Origin of the sequence: Streptomyces sp. R302, assembly GCF_012927245.1 — a bacterium.
Lineage (GTDB): Bacteria > Actinomycetota > Actinomycetes > Streptomycetales > Streptomycetaceae > Streptomyces.
Genome location: NZ_JABBGE010000007.1, coordinates 76663 through 100242, shown reverse-complemented (window position 1 = coordinate 100242; position 23580 = coordinate 76663). Strand labels below are relative to the sequence as shown.

The 23580-nt window shown below is 73.3% G+C and carries 18 protein-coding genes and 2 pseudogenes; 8 read left to right on the top strand and 12 right to left on the bottom strand.

The features are described from left to right. Window positions 1–26: 26 nt before the first annotated feature. Both HHL19_RS22170 and HHL19_RS22165 read left to right on the top strand, forming a co-directional pair. Window positions 27–2045, top strand: a complete 2019-nt coding sequence (locus HHL19_RS22170) for a bifunctional serine/threonine protein kinase/MFS transporter (RefSeq protein WP_169092067.1) — start codon at window positions 27–29, stop codon at window positions 2043–2045. Window positions 2046–2111: 66 nt separating this feature from the next. Continuing rightward, complete coding sequence (locus HHL19_RS22165; protein ID WP_169092066.1) at window positions 2112–2666, top strand: hypothetical protein; 555 nt, start codon at window positions 2112–2114, stop codon at window positions 2664–2666. 66 nt (window positions 2667–2732) lie between these two features. Here the strand turns inward: HHL19_RS22165 and HHL19_RS22160 are convergent, their stop codons facing one another. Beyond that, window positions 2733–3218 carry an SRPBCC family protein gene (locus HHL19_RS22160; RefSeq protein WP_169092065.1) on the bottom strand — a complete coding sequence of 162 codons (486 nt, stop codon included), beginning with the start codon at window positions 3216–3218 and terminating at the stop codon, window positions 2733–2735. A 173-nt stretch (window positions 3219–3391) separates the two neighbouring features. On the opposite strand from HHL19_RS22160, the gene HHL19_RS22155 reads away from it, so the two are divergent. Then, window positions 3392–3760 carry an HIT domain-containing protein gene (locus tag HHL19_RS22155; RefSeq protein ID WP_346768369.1) on the top strand — a complete coding sequence of 123 codons (369 nt, stop codon included), beginning with the start codon at window positions 3392–3394 and terminating at the stop codon, window positions 3758–3760. Window positions 3761–3787: 27 nt separating this feature from the next. After that, the gene (locus HHL19_RS22150; protein ID WP_169092063.1) at window positions 3788–4396 is read left to right on the top strand and encodes an HAD-IA family hydrolase; all 609 of its coding nucleotides are present in this window, start codon (window positions 3788–3790) and stop codon (window positions 4394–4396) included. Window positions 4397–4542: 146 nt separating this feature from the next. On the opposite strand, the gene HHL19_RS22145 is transcribed toward HHL19_RS22150, so the two are convergent. Beyond that, a complete protein-coding gene (locus HHL19_RS22145) occupies window positions 4543–5145 on the bottom strand; it encodes a PspA/IM30 family protein (RefSeq protein WP_240981801.1) in 603 nt (200 codons plus the stop codon). Next, window positions 5142–5996, bottom strand: a pseudogene (locus HHL19_RS22140) (IS5 family transposase). The gene HHL19_RS22145 and the pseudogene HHL19_RS22140 overlap by 4 nt, the downstream one beginning before the upstream one ends. A 367-nt stretch (window positions 5997–6363) precedes the next feature. Between HHL19_RS22140 and HHL19_RS22135 the strand changes: the two are divergent. From HHL19_RS22135 to HHL19_RS22125, 3 genes are all read left to right on the top strand, one after another. Then, window positions 6364–6729, top strand: coding sequence for a hypothetical protein (locus tag HHL19_RS22135; protein WP_169092062.1), 366 nt, complete (start codon window positions 6364–6366; stop codon window positions 6727–6729). Between the two features lie 631 nt (window positions 6730–7360). Further along, window positions 7361–7684, top strand: a complete 324-nt coding sequence (locus tag HHL19_RS22130) for a DUF6247 family protein (RefSeq protein WP_169092061.1) — start codon at window positions 7361–7363, stop codon at window positions 7682–7684. Next, window positions 7681–7941 carry a hypothetical protein gene (locus HHL19_RS22125; protein WP_169092060.1) on the top strand — a complete coding sequence of 87 codons (261 nt, stop codon included), beginning with the start codon at window positions 7681–7683 and terminating at the stop codon, window positions 7939–7941. The genes HHL19_RS22130 and HHL19_RS22125 overlap by 4 nt, the downstream gene beginning before the upstream one ends. 101 nt (window positions 7942–8042) lie before the next feature. Here the strand turns inward: HHL19_RS22125 and HHL19_RS22120 are convergent, their stop codons facing one another. Continuing rightward, window positions 8043–10046, bottom strand: coding sequence for a galactose oxidase early set domain-containing protein (locus tag HHL19_RS22120; RefSeq protein ID WP_240981800.1), 2004 nt, complete (start codon window positions 10044–10046; stop codon window positions 8043–8045). Window positions 10047–10382: 336 nt separating this feature from the next. Here HHL19_RS22120 and HHL19_RS22115 point away from each other — a divergent pair, with 336 nt between their 5' ends. Next, window positions 10383–12650: a Dyp-type peroxidase gene (locus tag HHL19_RS22115; protein ID WP_240981799.1), complete on the top strand. Its 2268-nt coding sequence runs from the start codon at window positions 10383–10385 to the stop codon at window positions 12648–12650. Window positions 12651–12683: 33 nt separating this feature from the next. Here HHL19_RS22115 and HHL19_RS22110 read toward each other — a convergent pair whose 3' ends face one another. The 8 genes and pseudogenes from HHL19_RS22110 to HHL19_RS22075 all read right to left on the bottom strand — a co-directional run bounded on the left by HHL19_RS22110 (window position 12684) and on the right by HHL19_RS22075 (window position 23459). Then, the gene (locus HHL19_RS22110) at window positions 12684–12929 is read right to left on the bottom strand and encodes a Trm112 family protein (protein WP_169092059.1); all 246 of its coding nucleotides are present in this window, start codon (window positions 12927–12929) and stop codon (window positions 12684–12686) included. Window positions 12930–12999: 70 nt separating this feature from the next. Further along, a pseudogene (locus HHL19_RS22105) lies at window positions 13000–13887 on the bottom strand (hypothetical protein); the annotation flags it as partial. Between the two features lie 2 nt (window positions 13888–13889). Beyond that, complete coding sequence (locus tag HHL19_RS22100) at window positions 13890–14633, bottom strand: class I SAM-dependent methyltransferase (RefSeq protein WP_346770288.1); 744 nt, start codon at window positions 14631–14633, stop codon at window positions 13890–13892. Further along, complete coding sequence (locus tag HHL19_RS22095) at window positions 14630–15934, bottom strand: condensation protein (protein WP_169092058.1); 1305 nt, start codon at window positions 15932–15934, stop codon at window positions 14630–14632. Before HHL19_RS22095 ends, HHL19_RS22100 begins: the two co-directional genes overlap by 4 nt. Next, on the bottom strand, window positions 15934–20175 hold the full coding sequence (locus HHL19_RS22090; protein WP_169092057.1) for an alpha-(1->3)-arabinofuranosyltransferase family protein: 4242 nt from the start codon (window positions 20173–20175) through the stop codon (window positions 15934–15936). The genes HHL19_RS22095 and HHL19_RS22090 overlap by 1 nt, the downstream gene beginning before the upstream one ends. Further along, entirely contained in the window at window positions 20172–20915 is a 744-nt protein-coding gene (locus tag HHL19_RS22085) for a class I SAM-dependent methyltransferase (RefSeq protein WP_169092392.1), read from the bottom strand. Before HHL19_RS22085 ends, HHL19_RS22090 begins: the two co-directional genes overlap by 4 nt. Window positions 20916–20935: 20 nt before the next feature. Further along, window positions 20936–22159, bottom strand: a complete 1224-nt coding sequence (locus tag HHL19_RS22080; protein WP_169092056.1) for a glycosyltransferase family 4 protein — start codon at window positions 22157–22159, stop codon at window positions 20936–20938. 346 nt (window positions 22160–22505) lie between these two features. Further along, window positions 22506–23459 (bottom strand): DUF3068 domain-containing protein, encoded by a 954-nt coding sequence (locus HHL19_RS22075; protein ID WP_169092055.1) that lies wholly within the window; start codon window positions 23457–23459, stop codon window positions 22506–22508. Between the last annotated feature and the right edge of the window lie 121 nt (window positions 23460–23580).

Here is a 23580-nt window from a genome sequence, read left to right as displayed (position 1 = left end):
CGGCACCGAAAGGGCTGACCTCTACCGTGGAACAGCTGACGGGGGAGGACCCCGCGCACATCGGCCCGTACCGCCTGATCGCCCGCCTGGGCGCGGGCGGGATGGGCCTCGTCTACCTGGGCCGCTCCGACCTGGGGCGTACCGTCGCCGTCAAGGTCGTCCAGGCCGAACACGCCCAGCACGCGGAGTTCCGCAGACGCTTCGCCCGCGAGGTGGCGGCGGCCCGGAGGGTGGGCGGCGCCTGGACCGCCGACGTCCTGGACGCCGACACCGACGCCGCCGTGCCCTGGGTGGCGACCCAGTACATCCCCGGGCCCGACCTGACCACCGTCGTGGCCCGGGACTTCGGTCCGCTGCCCGAGCACTCGGTCCGCATCCTCGCCAACCGCCTCGCCCTCGCCCTCCAGGCCGTGCACGAGGCGGGCCTGATCCACCGTGACCTCAAACCGTCCAACGTCCTGGTCACCGTGGACGGCCCCCGCGTCATCGACTTCGGGATCGCACGGGCGATGGACGGCCTGGCCGGGGACAGCCTGCACACCCGCACCGGCATGCTGATCGGCTCGCCCGGCTTCATGTCGCCCGAGCAGGTGCGCGGACTCGAACTCACCCCCGCGTCCGACGTGTTCTGCCTGGGCGCGCTCCTCGTCTACGCCGCCACCGGCCGCCTCCTCTTCGGCGCCACGGACACCGGCCTCAACGCCCACCTCTTCCGGATCGCCGAGGAGGAGGCGGACCTGACCGGCGTACCGGACGCGCTCGTCGACCTCGTACGCGCCTGCCTCGACAAGGACCCGGCGAAGCGGCCCACCCCGCACGAGGTGGCCGCGCGCACCACGACCGGCCAGGCAGGGGAGTGGCTGCCCGGTGCGGTACTCGCCCAGCTCGGCCGCCGCGCCGCTCACATGCTGGACTACGCCCCCGCCGCACCCGCCGCCCCGGCTGACGCGGGTGCCGAAGGTGCCGCCGCGCCGCCGGACCCCCGGATCCCGCCCGCCAGGGCGCCGATGCCCGCGCAGCCCGCCCCGTCCGCCCCGCCCGCGTACGTCCCGACGGCTCCGGCGCACGCCGGGGCCACCCCCGGCTTCGGCGCGCCCCTGCCTCCGTCACCCGGAGCCTGGGGCGCCGCGCCCACGGCCCCGGGCCGCCTCCCGCAGCCGGAGGCCCCGCTGCCACGGCGCTGGTGGGCCCTGGTCGTGCTCGCGCTGGCCCAGTCGGTCGTGCTCTTCGACGCCGTCTTCGCCAACCGGGCGATGATGCTTGCGGGCGTCCGCCGGGACCTCGGGCTTTCCGTCGACGGCTGGAAGGTGTCGTCCACCGTCTACCTGGACGTGATGCCCCTCGCGTACGCGCTGGCCTTCGTCGGTGCGCTGCTGGTCGGCGCCAGGATCGCGGACCTCATGGGTCGCAAGCGGACGCTGGTGATCGGCCTCGTGGGCTTCGCGGCGGCCGCCGCGCTCGGCGGCCTGGCGCCCTCGTCCGGCCTCTGGATCACGGCCCGCGCCCTGCAAGGCGCCTTCGCCGCGCTGGTCTCGTCCTCGGCGGTGCCCCTGGTGTCCACCTCCTTCACCGACCTCCAGGAACGCCGGAAGGCGTTCGGGATCTACGTCGCGGTCGCGGGCGCCGCCGGCCCGGCGCTCGGCCTGGCGGCGACCTGGTGGGTCCCGATGGCCCTGGACTGGCGTGCGTGTCTGTTCGGCGGCATCCCCTTCGCCGTGACCGCCGCGATCGCGACGGCGGCCCTGGTGCGCGACCGTCCGGGCCGCATCGGCCTCCGCCTCGACGGCCGGGGCGTCCTGCTGGGCGCCGCCGGAGTCGCCGGCGTCAGCGGGGCCGTACCGCACTTCACGGGACACGTCATCCTGCTCCCGGCCGCCGCCCTCCTGCTCGCGTCCTACGTGTGGTGGCAGACCAGGACGGCCGGCACCCTCACCGCGCCGCCCGACACCCCGTCCCAGGCACCCGTGGGGTACCTCCTGGCAGCGGCCCTCACCGACGTAGGCGTCACCGTCCTCCTCATGGCCGCCGGCTACCTCCCCTCCTGACCGGACGCGCGTGGACCGGCGGATCGGTTAAGACGGTTCTCATGTGGGGCGCCTAGCGTGCGCGGCATGGACACGAAGACGACCGAGAAGACCGAAGAGACGACAGCGGGCCCGGACAGCGAAAACGCAGTCGACGAGGGTGAGGACCTGCTCGACGAACCGAGTGAGAACGAGCACGACGACGAGGAGGCGCGGGACGAGGTGGAGGCCGCGGCAACCGGCACCGGCACTGGCACTGGCACTGGCACCGGCGTCGTCTCCGCCGCCGCGGCCGTCGTCTCCGCCGCGCTCGCCGTCGCCGCCCTCACCGGTACCTGGACCGGAAAGGTCGTCGCCGAACGCGAGACGCTCATCGGGCAGATCAAGACCTCCGGCACCGGCACCCCGGCCCAGCAGATCAACGAGATCTACGGCGACGCCTGGCACAGCACCGCCCTGGTCAACGGAGTCTTCTCCCTCCTCGCCGTGATCGTCGCCGTCCTCGTGCTGACCCTGCCCCGGCGCCCCGTCCGGGTCCGCGCGATCGCCGCCGCGGGCGCGGTACTCGGCGCCATCGGACTGCTCCTGTCGACCGGCACCTACTTCGACCTGTTCCTGAGCCTTCCGACGACCGGCTCCTGACCCCGCGGGGGCGGGGCTCCCCCCCCCGCGGCCGGCGATCCCCGCGCGTGGGGAGGACGTCAGCTGTCAGACATCGGCGGTCGCCGTCCGCGCGATGCGGGCGAGGGTGGTGCGCATGCCGGCCCGGTTGAGCGCGACCCGGCGGGCCGGGTGGGAACCGGCGAAGACCGTTCCGAGGAGTTCGGCGACCCGGGCGCGGAATCCCTCGGTCCGCAGGTCCTGCCAGAACTCGGTGACCCGTGTCCCCGAACCCTCCGGCTCGAACCGGTAGCCCCAGCGCGCGATCGGCAGCCCGAAGGCGCTGATGTCGAAGACGAACTCGCTGTCCGGGCGGGCCCGGGTGACGCGTCCGACGGTCGGCCAGAGGAACGGCCCGCGCCGGTTGAAGCCGACGAACCGGGACCCGGTACGCGCCGGAGGCCGCAGCACCCACACGGCCCGGCACTCCGGGCTCCAACGCCCCATGTTCCGGAGGTCCGACACCAACCCGTAGACGACCGAGGGCGGCGCATCGACCACCACACTCTCCTCCAGGCTCCACCGCCGGTCCATGGCCCCGCTCCCTCCGTACCGCGCGACACCGCCGCCCGCTGCCTACTCGCGGGTACGTTAGTGGGTGCGGCGGCCGCCTGTCCCCCCGATCCGGACGCGGAGGGCATGTGGCAGGCTCGGATCGCGTGGACTGCGTATTCTGTGACCTCATCCGAGACGATGCGACGCGCTGGGTGGCCCGTACGGCCCTGACCCGCGCCTTCTCGCCGCTGGATCCTCTGGCGCCCGGGCACACGCTGGTGGTTCCCGTACGGCACTACGCGGATGTCTTCGACACACCGCCGGAGGTCCTGGCCGCGACGATGGCGCTGGTCCAGCGGGTGGCCGGGGCCATGAGGGCGGAGTTGGGCGCCACGGGCGTGAACATCCTGAGCGCCAGCGGCCCGGGGTCGGAGCAGTCGGTGCCGCACCTGCACATCCACGTCGTACCGCGATGGACGGACGACGGGATCTCCACCTGGCCGACCGGCCGGTCCGCGCATCAGGTGGACGGTGAACCCGGGGCGAGGCTCGCCGAGTTCCTGGCCTCGCAGATAGCCTGACCTCGCGCCGACGAGGAGGAGATTCCCATGACCGAGACCTGCGTCATCCTCGACGTCGGCGGCGTGCTGGAGTTCACGCCGGACACGGGGTGGGTGCAACGCTGGGAAGAACGCCTTGAGTTGCCGCGCGGCACCGTCCACGCACGGATGCACGACATATGGCAGGCCGGGAGCGTCGGGAGCATCGGCGAGCAGGGCGTGCACGCACAGGTGGCGGTCCGGCTGGGGCTCGACGCCGCACAGGTCGACGCCTTCATGGCCGACCTCTGGACGGAGTACCTGGGGACGCCGAACGTCGAGCTCATCGACCACCTCCGGGGGCTGCGCGGCAGCTGCGGGCTGGGCATCCTGAGCAACAGCTTCGTCGGCGCCCGGGAGCGGGAGACGACGCTGTATCACTTCGACGAGCTGGTGGAACAGATCGTCTACTCGCACGAGCTCGGCATCGAGAAGCCCGACCCGCGCGCCTTCGAGGCCGCATGCGCCGCGATGGGCGCGCGCCCGGAGGCCTGCCTGTTCATCGACGACGCCGCGGTCAACGTCGAGGCCGCGCGGGCGACGGGCATGCAGGCCCACCTGTTCGAGGACAACGCCCGCACCATCACGCGCATCGCGGCCCACCTCACCGGCCCCTGAACAGATGGCCCTGGAGCTCGTGGTGCCGGAACCGGTACGCCGCTCCCGCCGTGCGCGGTATCCCTGCCTGGTGGCACGCGTGCAGGAAGCGGCCGAGACGCCACGGCAGCACGTCGCGCGTCAGGACGAGGAAGACCAGGCCCGTATCACCGACCGCGGCCCGTCGCGGCGTTCGTCGGGAACGACGGCGATGCCCATCGCGCCGCCGCCATCAGCCCGAAGGCCGCCGCCCGCACCGCCCAGCCGACCGTCGGACCCTCGCCGGACGCGAACAGGCCGAGGAACAGAACAGGAAGGCAACCCGCCGCGCACCCCAGCGCGGAGCGACGCGGTCTCAGAGGGCATTGAGTCCGTTTCCGGTAGCGGCCGCGTTCGGGTTGTTCGAGGAGTCCCTGGCGGACGAGTCGCCCCAGGCGGGAGCGGGTGACGTTGATCGAGGGCTCGTCGGCGGGCAGGCCGAGGTGCTTGTGCAGATCGCGAACGCGGAACACCTTCCCGGGGTGCTCGTTGAACGTGGTCACGAAGCGCTGGTAGACGGTGGCGGTGGTGGTCTCCACGGGGGCCGTTGCGTGGGCGGGAGGGGTGAGGCCGTCGATGACCTTGCGGGTGGCGGCGAGCTCGGCCAGGCGGGCTTCGGTCTCGGCGAGGACGGTGGTGAGTTGCTCGATCTGCTCACGCAGGTCGTCGGCTCGTGTGGCGGTCTCATCATGCTCGGCCTGGAGCAGCCGCAGGAGTTCGTGGACGTTCACGCAGCCAGCTCCACGTCGTCCCGCCAGGTGGGGGCAGGGGTGGTGAGGCGGCGGAGCATGCCGGCGGTGGAGGCCCGGTAGACGCGGGAGGCCGCGTTGTCGGGTCGGTGATCGTAGTCGCGGGCGAGGCGCCGGTGCAGCATGAGGGTGCCGTTGACCTGCTCGACCACCCACCGTTTCGATTGCGGGACGAAGCCCTTGCCGTGGTCGGCGGGGTTGCGGCGGACCACCTCGACGGTGATGTCCTTCACCGCCCCGTGGATGACCATGGCATCTTTGAAGCCCTGGTCGACCAGAACCTTCTCCAGGCGCATCCCGCATCGTTCGGCCGCCTGGTCCAGCAGGGCGATGCCGGCCTCGTTGTCGTGCGCGCTCGCAGCGAGGATCACGGCACCGATGATCAGGCCCAGCACGTCGACGGCGAGTCCCCGCTTGCTGTCAGGCGCCTTCTTGTTGACGTCCAGTCCCGTCGTCCCCTTCGGCACCCCGGCCGCCACGCGGACGGACCGAGTGCCGATGATCACCAGGGATGGGTCCTCTAATCGTCTGGCTCTCTCGCACCTGGCAGCGCAGGATCTCCTGGGTCCGCTGGTCGAGGCCGTCCTGGCGCCAAAGGGTGAAGTAGGAGAACACCGCCGACCAGGCCGGGAGGTCGTGCGGCAGGAGCCGCCACTGACAGCCCGTCCGGTTCTGGTAGAGCAGCGCGTTCACGACCTCGCGCAGGTCTCAGGAGCCCGGATCCCCCCGGTCGTCGACCGAGCCACCCGCTCCTGCTTCCACGCCGTGACCAGCGGCTCGATCAACGCCCACTGCCCATCGGACAAGTCGGTTGCGTACGGCATCCGTTCCATGCCCGCGACCCCATCATGCACACGACGTGACGCGAGGACCGTACCGTCCCATCACCCACGAACGGGCGGCACCACACCATCAGGAATGAAACCTAACGCCCCCCGGTGGACGTCAGGCCCGTTTCAGCGACCGATGGCCCGTAAATATAGCGCTGGATACAGCGCGGGAGCCGATAGCGACGCAGTGTGAGGGCGATCCACGGACAGCCAAAGGAGTTGAACGCGCTCAACTCCTTTGGCAGGATGATCATCTGCCGGTCTGCAGCGCGGACTGACCGGGGACGTGTCGTGGAGGTGAGGGGAAGCCATGCGCGGTATGAGGGGACGGATCTGTGCAGCTGCCCGGGGTGGGATGGTGCCGGCAGGCGTGGTCGCTGCCTTGATGCTGGCCACCGGGTGCATGTGGCAGCAGCAGGAGCTGGCTCGGGCTGAGATCACGGGGACCTGGTCCAGTGACGATGACGGGACCCTCCGCTTCGAGGCCGATGGCACCGTTGTTGTGACCGGGCTTGTCTGGTACGGCCGCGACGGCGAGAAGGTGTCGGAGTGCAGCGGCTCCGGCGAGTGGGGGGTGTATCCCGACGACAAGGCAGCGCATGAGTCGTTGTACACCACCATCTGCGAAGGCAACCCGTGGAGATTCGGCGGCTCGAAGGAGCACCCGAAGATGCGGCGGCTGGTCGGTGATCCTAAGGACGGAAAGTACCAGACCCTCAACCGCGAGGAGCGTTAGACTCCCGGCGCAACTGGCCCGTCGTACACCTGGCTTATCCCTGACTGGGCCCGTAGGCAACCGACCCGAGCACGCGGCCCCGGCCGGTCCCGTCTCGACCCATGCGTGCGGGGGCGGGTCGCCGACCGCCGGAGCCCGGCGTACCCGGGGTGCCTCATCGAGGGCATGCGGGCGCTGGCGTCGCGAACTCCACGAACACCTCCACCTGCCCACCGACGAAGCCACGGTGAACGTCACCCGCTCCCGCCTGGGCCGCCTCGTCCGGCAAAAAACCTCACCCAACCCGGACGCGACCTCTACCGGAAACGCACTTGACGCCCTCTCAGGAGCACGCGGTCCTCGCGCCCTCCCGCAGGTCCGTCCCGAACGGCCCAGTCCCGCCACACCGGCCAGCGCCCCCACCACGCCGGCGACCGGGTCCGCGACGTCCCACCCGCCCCGGAACCCCAGTACCAGCAGTCACACCGCGGCGGCGCCCGCCCCTGACCGCAGCTACCGCACAACTCGGCCTCCACGTCCAGGACTTGGCTGCGTCCGGCCGGCGGACTCGATCGTCGACCCCCGCGTTGCCCACCCCGCCCCGCCACCCGCGCGTACAGTGACCAGGACCACGTCCCTCCTGGAGGTGCCGATGAGCGCGGAACCCGACCACACCCCCGGCGAACCCCGCACCCCCGTCACACCCCACGCACCCGCGCCCGGCGCGCCGGCCGAACTCCTCGCCCGGCTCCGGTCCAGCAACCGCGCGGAGCGGTGGGCGCCGGCCTTCGAGCGGGAGTGGACGGCCGCGCTGGAGGAGTCACGCCGGACGTTCTCCCTCGCCGGACTGTACGAGGTCGTCCAGGACTGGCAGGCACGTCTGGCCCACGCCTCGGCGGTCGACGCCTTCATCACCTCCGGCTACGACGACAGCGACGCCGTCGACATGGCGGAAGTGCGGCGAAGGCGCCCGTGACCGGCGCCCCGTACGCGGTCCGCCTCTCCTCGGCGGCGGCCGAGGTCCTCGACACCCTGCCCGATGGCGTCGAGGACGCGGTATGGGACGTCCTGGACGCCGCCGCGGCCGACCCGTGGGGCTTCCGCCAGTGGAACGCCGACGACCCCGACGGCCACGACGTCCGCTACGCCTCCGTGGGCCGGATGTCCCTCACCTACTGGGTGAACAGACCCCTGCGCCACCTCACCGTCCTCCACATCGTCTGGCTCGGCTAGGCACGCCGGCGGACCACGATGCGGCGAGCCCCCAGCGCCAGGACGGGGCTGGGGGCTCGGAATCGCGGGGTCAGGGGTCAGGGGGAAGGGGGGCCAGGGGGCTACTCTCCTGACGCCTTCGTCCTGGCGGCGTCGGCCGCCGCGGCGGCCGCAGCGGTCGTCGCCGCCGTGGTCGGCTTGAGCTGGACCCAGCCCGCCTTGCTCGGGGCGCCCTCCTCGTTCAGGAGGAACAGCATGTAGTGGCCGGGCGGGGCCGCGCCCGCGTTCGGCGGGGCCTGGAGCTCCAGGAAGTTGCCGCCCCGGCTCTTGATGCGCAGTTCGAGGTGGCGCTGGCTGGTGTTGACCGAGTGCGTCGAGGTGGTCGGGGCGAGCAGGACGGCGCGGGTGACGTCGTTGGGCGTGCTGGTGCTCACCGTGAGCTTGTCGTTGTAGCCGACGGTGGGGTTGAAGACCAGACCGAGCTCCGGGCGGCTGCCCTGGTGGAGGTAGGCCGGCTCGTAGATCTCGATGCTTCCGTTGTTCCTGTCGTTGATGTCGGGGTCGTTGGCGAGCTGCTGGAGCTCGTCACCGGTGATCATGACGCGGCCGTCCGGGAGGACGACGGCGTTGGAGTGGTAGCCGCGCGGGAGCCGCTGGACGGGGCCGAGTTTCCAGTCGCCGTTCTCGTCGCGCAGTTCGGTCTGCCGGAACTTCAGATCCGCGTTCGGGTTGTACGGTCCGTTGCCGTAGTCGCGGATGTCGAAGGCGCCGTTGACGGTGAGCAGGTTGCCGTTGGGCAGGAGCAGGGTGTCGTCCTGGGTGCGGCCGAAGGCGCGGGGCTTCTCGGTGTTCCACTTGCCGCCGGCGAGGCGGTAGGTGTTCGGGTCGTTGCGGTCGCCGCCCAGGACCAGGACCGAGTCGGGGCCCCGGAAGCCGGCCGGGAGGGGGACCGCGGAGCCGTAGTTGCGCCGCCATTCCCCGCCGTCGGGGCCGGGCATGTCCTTGTTGACGTCCGGCCGGTTCGGCAGGTCGGACTTGGTGTCGGTGGCGGTGTCGAAGATCCACTGATGGTCGACGGAGCGGCCGAGGCCGTAGATCTTGCCGTCCCGCAGGGAGAACAGGTGCGGGTAGTCCCACTTGAACGGGGCCTCGGTCTTGAGCTTGTCCACCCCCCAGCCGACCGGCTTGACCGACTTGTCGAACGGGACCGGGTGCGCCGCGCCGGGGAAGCGCTCGACCACCGGGGTGGGGGTGCCCCAGCCGAGCTCCGACTGCCCGGACATGATGACCTGGCGTCCGTCCGCGCCGGTGACGACGCTGGGGTACCACCGGCCGACGGACATGTCCTTGTTCAGGTACCACTCCTCCGCCCAGGGGTCGAACACCAGCGACAGCTTGGCGCCGGAGCCGCCGTTGCCGCCGAGGTTGCCGCCGAAGACGCCGAGCATGCCGTTGGGCAGGAAGGAGTGACCGGCGCAGAAGAACGGGGCCGGGCGCGGCTCGTTCTTGCCGTCGGGCATGTTGACGATCGGCGGCTTCTTCTCGGTGAACGCGTCGGCGCCGGTCCCCTTGGCCGGGTCCCAGATCCAGGCGCGGCCGGCGTTCTCCTTGCCGATGGTGTCGGTGGGGGCCGGTTCCTTCTGCGGGTTGACCTCGATCCGCTCGAACGAGAACAGCAGGACCTTGCCGGTGGGCAGCAGCGCGATGTGGGCCGCGAAGTCCGGGGACTGGAAGTACTCCCGGAACCGGCCGAACTCCGAGGGGTCGAAGGACGCGTTGGCCTTCTCCTGCGAGGCGGTCAGCGCGTTGAGCCGCGCCGTCCGGGTCGTCTGCGGGTACTCGCCGACGTCGGCGATCGCCTTGCGGGTGCGGGCGTGCTCCTCGGCGTGCTCCTCGCCGAGCGTCGCGGCCTCGGCCGGGTCCACGGCCACGGGGGCCTTCGCCGCCCGGGAGGCGGGGGCGTACGGGAAGGCGTCGCCGTGGTCCGTGTCTCCGTGACCGGTGTGGGCGAGGGCGGGGCCGGCCGACATCACGGCCACGGAGGCGGCCATCGCGGTGGCCGCGCACAGGGAGACCGCCGTGGCGAGTCTGCGGCGGGCGGGCGTCGTTGGGTTTCCGGGGGGCATGGGACTCCTTGTCGGGTGGGGACGGCGCAGCGGCTCCGACGAGGGGACAGGTCGGGGCGCGCCCGTGACAGGACTGCCAGACTGCCACGTGTTCACTGACAGTGACGTGACTCAGTGTTCCGGCGCGTCGGCAGGCTGTCGCCCTGACCGACGCAGCTGGGTGATCCCGAGCGCCGAAAGCGCCCCGATGCGCCCCGTGCGCCCCCTGACCAGCCCGTTTGTCGGCGGTGAACGAGTGAAGGCCGCGCTCCCGGCCCCTCGGCCCTCCGGAGGTCGCATACGTTGCAATCACTCTGCGCAACCAAGGCGTGGAGGTGTCGATCTTCTGGAGGGACCATGGCGGACGATCTCAGACTGCGTGACAGCGACGACATCCAGGGCGATGTCCTCGCCGGCTTCAAGAAGGACCAGATGACCCTGCTCTTCCTCAAGTTCGAGGATCCGGCGAGGGCGCGCGCCTGGGTCAAGGCGCTGGAACCGCAGATCTCCACGACGCGTCAGGTGGCGACCTTCAACGCCGCGTTCAGCAGGGCCCGGAAGGCCTCGGCGGGCGACGACCCGAAGACGCTGCGGGCCACCTGGATCAACGTGAGCTTCACCTACGAGGGGCTGCGGCAGCTGACCGGGAAGGACCCGCTGCCGTCCGTCGCGCCCCGCAGCGGCCTGGAGGCGTTCAAGCAGGGCTCGGACAAGCGGGCCCTGGGCGACACCGGCGACAGCTCGCCCGAGATGTGGCTCTTCGGCAACGGCAAGGGCGAGCCCGTCCACGCCGTCCTCACCATCGCCTCCGACACCCTCCAGGACCTCCAGACGGCGGTCCGGCAGCAGCGCGAGGCCTGCGCCGGGGCGAAGATCGTGATCGTCTTCCAGCAGGACGCCGCCACCCTGACCGGCACCCGCAGGGGCAAGGAGCACTTCGGCTTCAAGGACGGCGTCAGCGAGCCGGGCGTGATCGGCTTCGACGAACGGGACGCGGTCAAGCCCGAGTACGTCAAGGGCCACCACGGCACCCGGCTGATCCCGCCCGGCGAGTTCGTCGTCGGGCTCGACCGGGTCGACAGCGAGCCGCGCGAGACCCCCGAATGGACCGAGAACGGCAGCTTCCAGGTGGTGCGCCGGCTCAGCCAGGACGTCCCCGGATTCTGGTCGCAGGTCGCCGGACAGCTGAAGGTGCTCAAGAACGCCAAGGTGGTGCCGCCCGAGGCCACCACGGAGTGGCTGGCCGCCCGCCTCGTCGGCCGGTGGCGCTCCGGCACCCCCGTCGCCACCTGCCCCAACGCCGACCGTCCCTCCAACGCGCAGGCCGGCGAGGACAACGACTTCGGCTACCGCGACGACCCCGAGGGTTTCCGCACCCCGCTCTTCTCGCACCTGCGCAAGACCAACCCCCGCGACGGCCTCCAGGAGCATCCGGGGGACCGGCCGTTCGACGAGAACCCGGTCATGGACCGCCGCCGGATCATCCGCCGCGGCGCCCCCTACGGCGCGCCCTTCGACCCCGCCTCCGAAGGGCCCGGCGGGCCCGACGAGAAGCGCGGCCTGCTCTTCGTCTGCTACCAGTCCGACCTCGTGCAGCAGTTCGAGTTCATCCAGAAGGCCTGGATCGACAGCCCGGACTTCCCCCCGAACCGGACCGAGAAGCCGGGCCCCGACGGGATGGTCGGCGCCGCCGGCACGCTCAGCTACGAGACGCCCGGGAGGACCACGAAGCTGACCCTCAGTCAATTCGTGGTCACCGAAGGGTCCGTGTACGCGTTCGTGCCGTCGCTGCGACTGCTGCGGCTCCTGGGCGACGGCCGGCTCACCGACAAGCCGCCCGCCGTCCTCCGGACGACCGACGCCTTCCTGCCCCTCCCCGACCTGCAGCGGAGCGGCGGCAAGAGCTGGTACTGGGCGTACGGGACGGGCGGCGACGGCATCCCCGTCTGCCGGACCCTCTCCATCGCCGACGGGGACGATCACACGGACGTCCGGGAACGCCCGGACCGGCCCCTGACCACCTGGCCCTGCTACGACGGGGTGACCAAGGTCGACGCGATCCTGCCCGTCCCGGACGAGCAACGGGTCGACGGCCGCAGCCGCTTCTGGCTGTTCCACACGGTCGAGGGCCGTCAGGCCTACCGTCTGATCTCGGTCGCCGACGGAGCCGAGAGCGGACTCCCGCCCGAGCAGGCCGCCCGGATCGACCGCCCCGACCGCTCCCTCTCCGCGTGGGTCTCGCTCAACGGCGTGGAACAGGTCGACGCCTTCCTCCCGGTCCCCGACCTGCAACGGGCCGACGGCAAGAGCTACTACTGGGTGTTCCACACCCTGATGGGCGCCCAGGTCTACCGCCTCATCTCGGTCGCCGACGGCAGGGGCCACCAGGACGCCATCGAGCGCGGCGACCGCGGGCTCGACCTGTGGCGCTCGCTGGCCGGCATCGAGCGGGTCGACGAGTTCCTGGCGGTCCCCGACATGCAGCGGATCAACGGCCTGAGCCTCTTCTGGGCCTTCCACCAGGACAAGTACCGGATCATCGTGATCCGCGACGGCCGCGGCCACGAGGACCAGATCACGGTGGAGGACCGCCCCCTGACCGTCTGGACCTCCCTGACGGGCTGACGGACCGGCGCGCGGGCCCCGCTCCCGCCGGCGCTACCCGGCCGGGGTGCCCACGCCCTTCACGTACCGTTCGTGCGCCTCGGCCGGCACCCGCTCCCCGGACGACGGCAGGAGCTGGGGGATGCCGTCCACGATCGGGTAGCGGAGCCGCAGCCGGGGGTTATAGAGCGCGTCCCGGTCGGCCGTCGGCGTGAGCGGGCCCTTGTCGAGGGGGCAGGCCAGGATGCGGAGCAGCGTGTCGTCGAGCGCCGGGGACGGGCGGGACGGGGCGGGAGACATGCGGGTCCTCGCTGTTCTGTGAGTGACGGTGCCGCCCTCGGCGGCGCGGGTCGGGAATCGGGGGACCCGGCGCCCGGGCGGGTGGCGGGTCGTGGCGGGGCAGGAGGAGCAGGACGGCCAGGGCCAGGGCCGTACCCGCGGTGCGCAGGCAGAGCAGGAGCGGATCGTCCGGCAGCCGTTCCCCGAAGGCCAACGTCCCCACCACGGCGGTGAACAGGCACGTCACCGTGGTGCACACGGGCACGATCAACGTGGCACGGCAACGCTGGAGCGCCGTCTGGGACATGACGAGCCCGGCACCGGCGGTGAACAGGAGCAGGTACGGGTACGGCGAACCGAGCAGCGCCCTCGCCGCCTCGGGCACGCCCGCGACGGAGAGCCGCCCCGAGACGCCCTTGACGGCGAGCGAGCTGACGCCGTACAGGAGTCCCACGGCGACGCCGTACCCGATGCCGTTGGTCGGCACCCGGTGACGGCGGCGCGCCCGCCGCTCCACCTGCCCGAACAGGCCCACGCCGGCCACGAGCGCCGGTACGGACACCAGGAGCGCCACGCCCCAGGGCGGGCCCCCGCTCGCGACCTCGTCGTCCTCGCGCACCGACGCCACGACCATCAGCAGCGCCACAAGCACCGCGCCCACCGCCTGCCGCTCGCGGCCCGACGGACGCTCGCCCAGGACCGACGACGACAGCAGGAGCAGCAGGACCAGACCCGAGACGAAGATGCCCTGGGCCGCGGCGATCGGCAGCGCCCGGTACACGAACAGCTGCGCGGCGAACCCGGCGGCCAGCGTCAGCGCGCCCGCCGTCCACAGCGGGCTGGTGAGCAGCGCGGCGACGGCGCGCACCGGCCGTCCCGCCGAGAGCGCGGGCAGCGCGCCGAGCGCCCGCTTCTCCAGGACGAAGCCGACGCTGTACAGCACGTTGGCCGTCAACGCCGCCGCCACCCCCCACCACACGGTCACCTCCGCCGGGCGTGCGCCAGCAGGATGGACGCCGCGGACGGCACCGCGCACGCCGCGCGGTCGACGAGGCGCAGCCCGCGCGGGACGCCGTGGAACGGCGCACCGGAGATCCGGACGTCCTCGAACCCGGCCGACGTCAGGAACGAGCGGAGCGCCCGCGCCGTGAACAGCCGCAGGTGACCGACGACTTCGGTGCCGGGTCGGCCGTGGATGCCGCGCAGGCTCACCTCCGAGAACACCGGCTGCCGGCCGGCCAGCAGCATCGCCCGGTTGTACCAGGCGGCGAGGTTGGGCGTGGAGAGCATCAGGTGGCCGCCCGGGCGCAGCACGCGCCGCAACTCGTCCAGGGCGCCGTCCGGGTCGACCAGGTGCTCGACGACCTCGCTGAACAGCACCGCGTCCGCGCAGCCGTCCGCGAACGGCAGCCCCCCGTCGTCCAGTTCGCCCCGGACGACGGCGCTCATCCGCGGCCGGGCACGGCGCAACGCGTCCTGCGACCAGTCGACGCCGACGATCCGGTGCCCGGCGAGGACCGGCCCCGCCGTCGCCGCCGCGGTGCCGTCGCCGCAGCCGACGTCGAGCACCAGCGCCCCGGGCCGGTCGAGCACCCCGGCCAGCAGCCGCGCCTGACGCCGGCTCCGGGCGTCGCCGGACGCGACGGGCACGGCCGGATTCTCGTAGAAGTCGCGCAGCCCGGCCGAGGTGCCGACGCCGGGGGCTTCCGGCTGTTCCACGTTCACCGTGCCTCCGTGTCGGTCGCGGCCAGCCGGTCGGCGAAGGTCTCGGCGATCCGGCGGCCGTCCTCGTCCCCCAGGAGGGCCCGGGACCACCGCACCGCCAGGTGCAGCCGGCCGCCGGTCGAGGCGGTCGTGAAGGTCAGGCCGCGCGGCATGGCGGCAGGCGCCGACACCCACACGGCGGAGGCCCGGCCCGCGTCGCCGAAGTCCATCGGGTAGGGGATCCGGCCGAGGTTGCTGAGCAGCGTGGTGGAGATCCACCGGGCCCCGAGCCGGCGCGCGCCCCGGGCCAGCACCGCGCGGGCGGCGACCGGGACGACCGGGGAGGTGAGCAGCTCGGCGGCACGCCCCAGGGGCGGGCGGTCCGAGGCCTTGAGCACGCGGGTGCGTGCGGCCGTGGCCCGGAGCAGCGCGCCGAGGTCGGCACCCGGCCGGACCTCGGCCGGGGCGTAGTCGACCTCGACGAGCCGGGTGCCGTTGCCGATCGGCATGGCGGGCCCCCGGCCGCGGTCGTCGACGGGCATCGTGATGCGCAGGGGGCGTTCGGGCGCGCCCTGGCGGCGGTTCCAGTCGGCGACGGTCAGGGCCGTCGCGATCAACAGCTGGTCGTTCACGGTGTGCGCGGCGCCGGACGGGCGGCGCGGCACCGGCACTTCGGTGACCAGCATCGCGTTGCCGGGAGCCGGCCCGGGGCTGCCGGCCGCGACACGGGCGACCCGAGCCCCCCGGCCCCCCGGCCCGGGGGAGGCGGCGGCCGGGGGACGGACCGGCGGGGCGGCCGGCGGGGCGGTCCGTCCGCCGTACAGCTCGGCGGCCGTCGCGACGATCCGCAGACCGGCGGGCCCGTCGAGCGCCGTGTGGTTCAGGACGAGCAGTAGCACGCAGCCCTCCCTGTCCGGCTCCTCGACGACCTCCAGACGCAGCGGCGGAGGATCCGCCAGCGACGGGGGCTCCGTGAGGGAACGGTGCCGGGCCCGGGCGAGCGCGCCGGGCTCGCACGGCGGGAAGACCACCACGTCCGCGCGGGCGCGGCCGGTCAGCTCCCATTCGTAGCGCCGGGCGAACGGCCCGCGCGGCCGTTCCCGCATCAGCACCCGGGGGTGCCGGGCCAGCGCCCTGCCGAACGCCTCGCGCAGCCGGTCCCGCACCACGCGACCCGGCAGGTGGAGCTCGATGTGCACCGTGTTCGGCTCGCGGGCGTCGGCGCAGTGCCGGGCGATCTCGTCCGCGACCGTGAACGGCACCCGCGCGAGCGGCTCGCGCCCGGGCAGGTCCGCGGGGCGCGTCCGGTGGTCGGCGGCCATCAGTCCCTCTCCTCTCCGGTCCGCTTCCCGGGTCCGTACGATCCCGCGCGTGGAGCGGCGGACCCGGCGCGATGGGCGCCGGTCCCGGAGCCGTACCCCCGGCGTACCGTCACGAGCGCGGCGAACAGAGCGGTCAGGGCGAGGAGTTGGGCCGTGGGCCCGTACGCGCCCTCGTCCAGGACGGCCGCGCCACCGGTCACGGCGGTGACCCCCGCGCCGGTCATCGCCGCGAAGGCGAGCGGCGCGAGCAGCCCCGGACGGAGCCAGGCGAGGACCGCGAGCACGGGGACGAGCACCGCCACCGGCCCCGCGATCACCACGCCGACGAGCGTCAGGACCACCGTCCCGAGCAGCAGCCCCGGCGCGGGCGGCTCCGTCGCCGCGTCGAAACCGCTCCCTCCGCCGTTTCCGGAGTCCCTCCTGCGCCGGCCGGACAGCGCGAGCCCGGCGAGCACCAGCAGCGCCACCGCGGCGACGGTCAGCCCGGCGGAGTACAGCCGGGACGGCTCGTAGACCAGCGTCACCGTCCCGCCCGCGCCCGCGGGGACCAGCCACGCCTGCTGCCAGCCGTCGACGCGCAGGGGCTCCAGCTTTCGCCCGTCGAGCACGGCCGTCCAGCCCGCGTTGTGGTTCTCGTGGAGCTGGAGGTACGAGGCCTCGCCCGCGCCGATCCGCACGGTGCGCCGGTCCCCGCCGCCGGAGACGGCCTCCACCTCGCGCGGCGCGGTCGCGGCGGCCCTCGGCGCACCGCTCGTCAGGTCGACGCGGGTGACCGCGAGGGGACCGGTGTCACCGGCCTCGACGGTGTGGGTGCCGCGGGCGAGGGACACCCTGCCGCCCTCGGTGCAGAGGGAGACGGCGATCGGACGCCGCTCGGTGAGGTCCCGGATCCGGCCCTCGGCCCGCGTCTCCAGGAACCGGCCGTCGACGGAGACGACCGGGCCCTTCCCGCACGGCAGGGTGAACCGCTTCGCGGGGTCGGGCTGCGGCGCCCGGTACTTCTCCAGGGCCGGGATGTACAGCTCGCTGAGCCCCACCGGCAGCTGCAGCTGCCGGCCCGCGACCGGATGGTGCAGGGTCAGCGGCGCGGCCCTGGAGACGGCGATGTCCATCCGGTCCGTCGTGATGGCGGCGAACCGCGCCACCCCGTTCTCGTCCACGGACGCGATCGCGGCACCCTCCGGCGAGCTGATCCGCAGCTGCTCGGGGCGGGTCGCGAGGCCGCCGGAGGAGGCGAGCACGATCTCGCCGACCGCCGTCTTCTCCGGCCAGGACAGCCGGAGCAAGGGCCGGTCGCCGGCCACCCACGCCGTGGTCAGGTCGCCGTCGGTGAGGTTGCGCGGGCTCAGGTTCGTGCCGAGCCGCGCGGTCGAGTCCGCGCTCACGACGATCTGCTCACGCCGCCCGGTGAGGGTGAACAGCAGGTCGTCGAGTTCCTCGCCCGGTACCGGCAGGGCGGTGGCCCGCACGGTGTGGTCGCCGGACCTGGCGGCGGTGAACTGCCGGTGAAGCCCCACCTCGGCGGGCACGGCGGACAGACCGCCGGGGTCGCTGCCGCGGTTCAGCGTGTACGCCACCGGGCCCGCCACCACCTCCTGCGGCGCGTCGGCCGGCAGCCGCAGCATCCGGGTCACCTGCAGGCCCGGCACCGCGACCTCGGCGAACCCGGCGCCGGTGAGCCCCGGGCGGCCCTGCTGGGAGTCGAGGATCGTCAGCTTCAGCCAGGTCGCCTCGCCCTGCGGCGCGGCGACCCGCTGGGTGCTGCCGTCCGGGCGCAGCGGACTGACCACGCTCCCGCGGTCCGTCTCGACCTTCACCACGGTGGGCGCGGCACGCACCTCGCCGCTGGGCAGCGGCGTCAGGTCCAGCGTCGCGGGGATCGCGGCCGGGGTGTCGAAGGCGATCCGCAGCCACTCGCCGCGGGGCGTTCCGGGCGAGCCCTCGGCCCAGGCGGTGTCCGGGTCTCCGTCGAAGGCGTTGACCGGGTCGTACTGGGGCAGGTGGAACAGCCAGTTGCCGACCGAGGACGCGGTCACGGACCGCGCGCCGCGCAGCACCGCCGTGGTCTGGTGGGCGGCGCCGGACGTGGGCAGGATCTGACGCGGCTCCGCGCCCGGGTCCTGCACCGCCTCCACCGGGTTGCGCTCCTCGTCGGTGTACGTGTGGGACGTTCCGGAGTTGACGAGACCGAACCGGGTGTCGGCCCGCCGCAGCCCGTCGCCGGCCGCGTACAGAGCCGGAGCCTCCACCCCCGGGTGGGCGTCACCGGCCAGGACCGTCGGCCGTCCGGTCACGGCACCCGACGCCGACAGGGGCAGCAGGGACTCGGGCCCGCCGCCGACCACCGCCGTGTCCGCCGCCGGCGACACGCGCACCCGTCCGGGGCGCGGGGTGCCGGCCGGCGGCGCGTAGATCTCGACCGCCCGCTGACGCGGGTACAACCCCTCGACCTGCAACGGCGTGCCGTCCGGGATCCGGCCGTCGGTCAGCAGCGGACCGAAGCCGGTCACCCGTCGGTATCCGGACGCCTCCAGGCTCCGCTTCACCGTCGCCGTGGGCACGTGCCCGACCTGGTCCGGGTCGAGGTCGTTGCGGACGACCACGTGGTACAGGCCCGCCCGGGCGAGGTACGCGGCCAGGCCGGGCACCTCGCCGCCGGACGCCAGCGCCTGCTCCACGGCGTCCAGGACGCGCCGGTTTCCGGGCGTGCCGAACGGCACGTAGTCCCGCTGCGCCCAGGGGGACCGGGCCAGGACGTCCAGGGGCTGGTCGATCGGCGACCCCCAGGTGTAGATGCCGTGCGCGGTCGCCGGGACGACGAGCGCGCGGTCCTCGGGGGCGTGCTCGGCCAGCCAGTCCGCGGTCGCCTCCCAGTGCGCGGGCAGCTTCCGGAACGCGCCCGGCTGGAGGATCGTGCCGTTGAGGTACGGCCAGGCCAGCCCCGGCAGGACGAGCACGGCGGCGACGACGGGCGCCAGCCGCCGGGCGCGCACCGGCACCTGCCGGGGGAGCGCCACCGCCACCGCCAGCAGATGCGCCAGCCCCAGGGCCAGCGCGAGCGCCATCCCGGTCTGGAACTTGTAGATGTTGCGGAACGGCACCAGCGGCCCGTCCAGCCACTCCCGTACCGTCGCGTGGAAGGGGCCGCCGAGCGCGCCCCCGTACCCGGCCAGTGTGATCAGCGCGGTCACGGAGACGGTCAGCACCAGCCACCGCCGCTCCGGCAGGTCCCGGCGGGCGAGCCCCGCCAGACCGAGCGCCGCGGCCAGTACCGAACCGGCCACCACGACGGCCGAGGTGGCGACCGTCCAGCCGGCGGGCAGCCACGCCTCGCCGAAGTGGAGGTAGCCCACCCAGTTCCCCGCGCCGCGCAGCACCTCGGTCGCCGACATGGTCGCCGTCGTCGTACGGGAGGTCTCCACGTACGGCATGAAGTTCTCGCCGTACACCCCGAGGAGCAGCAGCGGCACGACCCACCACGCCGTCGCGAGGATCACGCCCGGCGTCCACCAGGCGATCAGCGCCCGCTTGCGCGGACCGGGCGGACGGGACAGCAGATACAGGCCCACGGGCAGCAGCGAGGCCAGCGTGGAGGCGGCGTTCACCCCGCCCATCAGCGGGATCAGCAGCGCCGAGCGGGCCGCGGCGAGCCGCGGGCTCGTACCCGGGTGGGCCAGCGGCAGCAGCACCCACGGCAGCAGCGCACCGGGCAGCGCGGCGGCCGAGGTGGAGCCGACGACGATCGTGTACGTCGGCCACAGCGCGTAGACGGCCGCGCCGACCGCCCGCGACGCCGAGGAGCCCACGCCGAACCGCTCGGCCAGCCGCAGGGCACCCCAGAACGCGGTCGTCACCACGACCGACAGCCAGAGCCGCTCCGCCAGCCAGACCGGCAGCCGCACCAGATCGGCCGCCGCGTGGAACGGCAGCATCGGGATCACGTAACCGACGTACTGGTCGGCGATCCCTCCGAAACCGGCCCGGTCGTGCCACAACCGGCCCAGATCCGCGAGGAACTTCCACGGATCGGTGACGACGCCCAGCTTCGTGTCGAACGTCATCCGGCCGGGCGAGACCGCCAGGAAGGCCGCGAACACGGCGGCCCAGAAGCCGAACAGCCACCGCCGGGACGCGCGCCGAGGACCCGGCACGGCGGTCTCGGTCCCGCTCCCGGTTCCGGTCCCGTGACCGGAACCGGAACCGGGCGGGGCCGGTGGGCGGACAGGAACGAGGCTGCTCATGGACACCGCCGAAGAAGAAGGAGAAGGTTCCAGGTCGCGACCTCGCGGACCACCGGAATCCGGGTGACGACTGCGGGCAGCACCGGCCAGTAGCGCGAGCGCGCGGAGACGATCTCGATGTCGTCCCGCCCCCTGACATCACGCAGGGTGGGGCCGACGCCGATCGCGAACAGGTTCTCGCCGAGCCGGTGCTTGGCCGCCCGGCCGGTACGCCGCTCGTAGCGCGCCCGCGCCCGCTCGGCGCCCAGGTAGTGCCAGGGCGCCCACTCGTGGCCGCCCCACGGCGAGAGCCAGTTGGTGAACGAGACGTAGATCAGACCGCCGGGCCGGGTCACCCGCACCAACTCGCTGAGGAAGGTGCCGGGATCCCACACGTGCTCCAGGACGTTCGACGAGAAGCACACGTCCGCCACGCCGTCGGCGAGCGGGAGGAGATAGCCGTCCGCGACGACGACCGTGCCGTCGGAGCCGGCCGCAGCCGCCTCGGACCCGGCCGGCGCGAGCTCGGCCGGGTCGGGCTCGAACAGGTAGCCGTGCGCGCCCCTGCGACGGAACTCCCGGGTGAAGTACCCGCGCCCGCCGCCGACGTCCACGACGACCCGGCCCTTCAGCGGCACCAGCCGTTCGACCTGGTCGGCGGCGTCCCGGGCGAGCAGCTCGTACGCCGCGCGGGGGTCGTCCTGCTCACGGAGGAAGGCCCGGAGCAGTGCCACGGACCGGCCGAAGGACGGATCCCTCAACGGCGCGCTCATCGGCTCTTTCATCGGCGCACGCCTTCCGTACGCACGCCTTCCGTACGCACGCCCCGGCGCGGAGGAGGCCCGGCCAGCTCGACGGCCTCCGACGCGATGGCGCGGAAGCGGCGTACGGTACGGCTCCACCGGAACCCGGCGGCGAGCCGCGCCGCGGCCTCGCCCATCGCCTCGCGACGGCCGCCGTCCAGTGCCAGGGCGCACCACGCGGCGGCGAACGAGGACTCCCCGCGGGCCAGGACGCCCGTGACGCCGTCCCGTACGGAGTCCCGGAGACCGGGCACGTCGAAGCCGAGCGTCGGCGTGCCGCGGGCACCCGCCTCGGTGACGACGAGGCCCCAGCCCTCCACGGCCGCGGGGTGCAGCAGGAGCCACGCCTCGCACAGCAGCCGGTGCTTCTCCTCCTCGGACACGTGGCCGGTGAACTCGACGCCCTCGCCCGCGAGTCGCCGCAGCCGCTCGCGTTCGGGGCCGTCGCCGACGACGACCAGCCGGCCGCCGGTCACCGGCCGGACGCGTTCCCACAGGCGCAGCAGCAGGTCGACGCGCTTGTAGTCGACCAGCCGGCCGAGGACGAGGAACATCGGCTCCGGCGACCGCGCCGCCCGGGGGCCCGGTTCGTCGACGCCGTTGTGGACCACGCGGATCCGCTCCGGGGGCACCCCGATGGCGTGCAGCGCCGCCTCCGTGGAGGGGGAGACGGCGACCAGGAGGTTGCCCCGGTGGGCCCGGGCGAGCGCCCAGTGTTCGAGCAGCCGACCGGTACGGGCCATGGGCCGGGGGAACCGCATCCCCCACAGCTCCGTGTGGACGTGGTTGACCAGGCACACCGTCGGGCCGCGGTGCCACAGCGGCGACAGGTACGGCATGCCGTTGCACACCTCCACGAGCAGGTCGCACGAGCCGACGTGCCGTCGGAAGGCGGACCGGGCGGTGACGAAGTGCCCGAACGGGCCTCCGGCCGAGACGACGCGGTACGGGCGCTGTGCCGCGGTCCCGCCGCACAGCAGCGTGACCTCGTGGCCGGACTCGGTCAGCCCGGTGGCGATCTGGTCGATGAGGAGTTCCGAGCCGCCCGCGGCGGGGTTCCCGACGCCGCGGTGGGCGAGGAAGACGACGCGCCGCGGCGGTTCGGTCCGGCGGGCGCGGTTCTGGACGCGTCCGGTCAGGGCCTGGGGGAGCGGGGACGGCGGGGCGGGAGTGAGCGGCGGGGGCGGGACGTGCTGGGGCATGCGTGCTCCAACTCGTGCGGGTGCGGGGAAGCGGCGGGGGACCGACGGGAAGGGAGTCGGCGCGGCCCGGGGAGGCCGGGTCAGTACGGAACGGGGACAGCGGAACGGGCAGGGACGGAAGGGGGGAGCCGAAAGGGGGGAGCCGAAAGGGGGGAGTCGGAAGGGGGGAGTCGGAAGGGGGAAGAGACGGAGGGAAGGACGGAGACGGGAGAAGGACAGGGGCGACCGGGATGGGGCCGTGCTTGATGGGGAACGCCAGTCTTCGCCAGCCGATCACCCCGGGGCTACTCACCGGTATGACAACTTGGCGACCGCTCAGGCGCGTGGATGTGTCGACAAGTGAGCATCAGCCGCGCGCGGTCGGGCGGACGCGCCCACGCGCCACGAGGATCCCGCCGGCCAGCGCGAGCACCGCACCGAGCAGCCCGGCCGCCATCGGGACGACGCTGCCGAGCAGTTTCAGCCTCCTGCCGTCCGACGCCGCCAGCTCCACCTGACGCCGCTGGGTCGCCTCGGTGAACGCGATCTTGTCACTGGCGAGCAGGACGACGGCGTCCTCGTCCGCCTCGGGGGCGCGCAGCGTCTTCCGGGGCCCGATGGCCGCGTACAGGATGCGCCCCGTGGGCTGGTCCACCACCAGCTCGATGCCGGTGTTCTCGTACCACTCCTCGGCGAGGACCTGCGGCCGCTTCGGCAGGCCGACCAGCTTCCCCGGGACCTGGCGCACGCCCGTACGGGTGGCGGGGACGGTGCCGGTGAAACGGAGCCCCCGATGGCCCTGCACGGTGCCGGGGCCCGTGTGACGGAGGAGGACGACGCCGCCGAGCGTGCCGTCCCACCAGCGGTAGTCACGCCGCTCGACGTCGAAGGGGAACTTCAGGTACGCCTCGCCGTCGAAGACGGGCGTCTCGCCGCAGCAGTGCGCCGGCTCGTTGGTCCGCCGGTCCGTCACCCACCGCTCCAGGGTCCACTGGAGCGAGTCACGGGTGTCGGAGGCGGGCAGCGTGGCGTCGGTGTCCACCGACGTGGACACGTCCCACACGGCCTTCCCGCCGCGCACGCCGTCGGCGACGTCGCCGCGGACCTGCCGGGTGATGGTGATCCGCCGGTCGTCGACGGTCGCGAGCCGAGCGGTGTCGAAGTAGCTGCCGGTCCCCGTGAACACGGTCGTCGTGTCGACGTCGAGCGGAGTGCGTTTCGCCTCCGGCAGGACGTGCGCCACCAGCAGTGGCGCGAGGACCAGCAGAAAGACCCCTGCTCCCAGCAGGATCAGGGACAAGGGCGAAGCGGTGCGGCGCATCCGGGACTCCTGGTTCGAGAACTCTCACGGAGACGCACGGACCCCAGGACCCGGTCGAGGTCCTTGTGGCCGGAGACGCTAGGCAGCACTTGACGAGATGTCAATGTACTGTCAAAACTGT

Bases quoted from the DNA above. Each gene is read 5' to 3' on its own strand.
- HHL19_RS22165 (WP_169092066.1), top strand. From the start codon at position 2,112: ATGGACACGAAGACGACCGAGAAGACCGAAGAGACGACAGCGGGCCCG.
- HHL19_RS22160 (WP_169092065.1), bottom strand. From the start codon at position 3,218: ATGGACCGGCGGTGGAGCCTGGAGGAGAGTGTGGTGGTCGATGCGCCG.
- HHL19_RS22150 (WP_169092063.1), top strand. From the start codon at position 3,788: ATGACCGAGACCTGCGTCATCCTCGACGTCGGCGGCGTGCTGGAGTTC.
- HHL19_RS22130 (WP_169092061.1), top strand. From the start codon at position 7,361: ATGAGCGCGGAACCCGACCACACCCCCGGCGAACCCCGCACCCCCGTC.
- HHL19_RS22120 (WP_240981800.1), bottom strand. From the start codon at position 10,046: ATGCCCCCCGGAAACCCAACGACGCCCGCCCGCCGCAGACTCGCCACG.
- HHL19_RS22115 (WP_240981799.1), top strand. From the start codon at position 10,383: ATGGCGGACGATCTCAGACTGCGTGACAGCGACGACATCCAGGGCGAT.
- HHL19_RS22110 (WP_169092059.1), bottom strand. From the start codon at position 12,929: ATGTCTCCCGCCCCGTCCCGCCCGTCCCCGGCGCTCGACGACACGCTG.
- HHL19_RS22095 (WP_169092058.1), bottom strand. From the start codon at position 15,934: ATGGCCGCCGACCACCGGACGCGCCCCGCGGACCTGCCCGGGCGCGAG.
- HHL19_RS22090 (WP_169092057.1), bottom strand. From the start codon at position 20,175: ATGAGCAGCCTCGTTCCTGTCCGCCCACCGGCCCCGCCCGGTTCCGGT.
- HHL19_RS22080 (WP_169092056.1), bottom strand. From the start codon at position 22,159: ATGCCCCAGCACGTCCCGCCCCCGCCGCTCACTCCCGCCCCGCCGTCC.
- HHL19_RS22075 (WP_169092055.1), bottom strand. From the start codon at position 23,459: ATGCGCCGCACCGCTTCGCCCTTGTCCCTGATCCTGCTGGGAGCAGGG.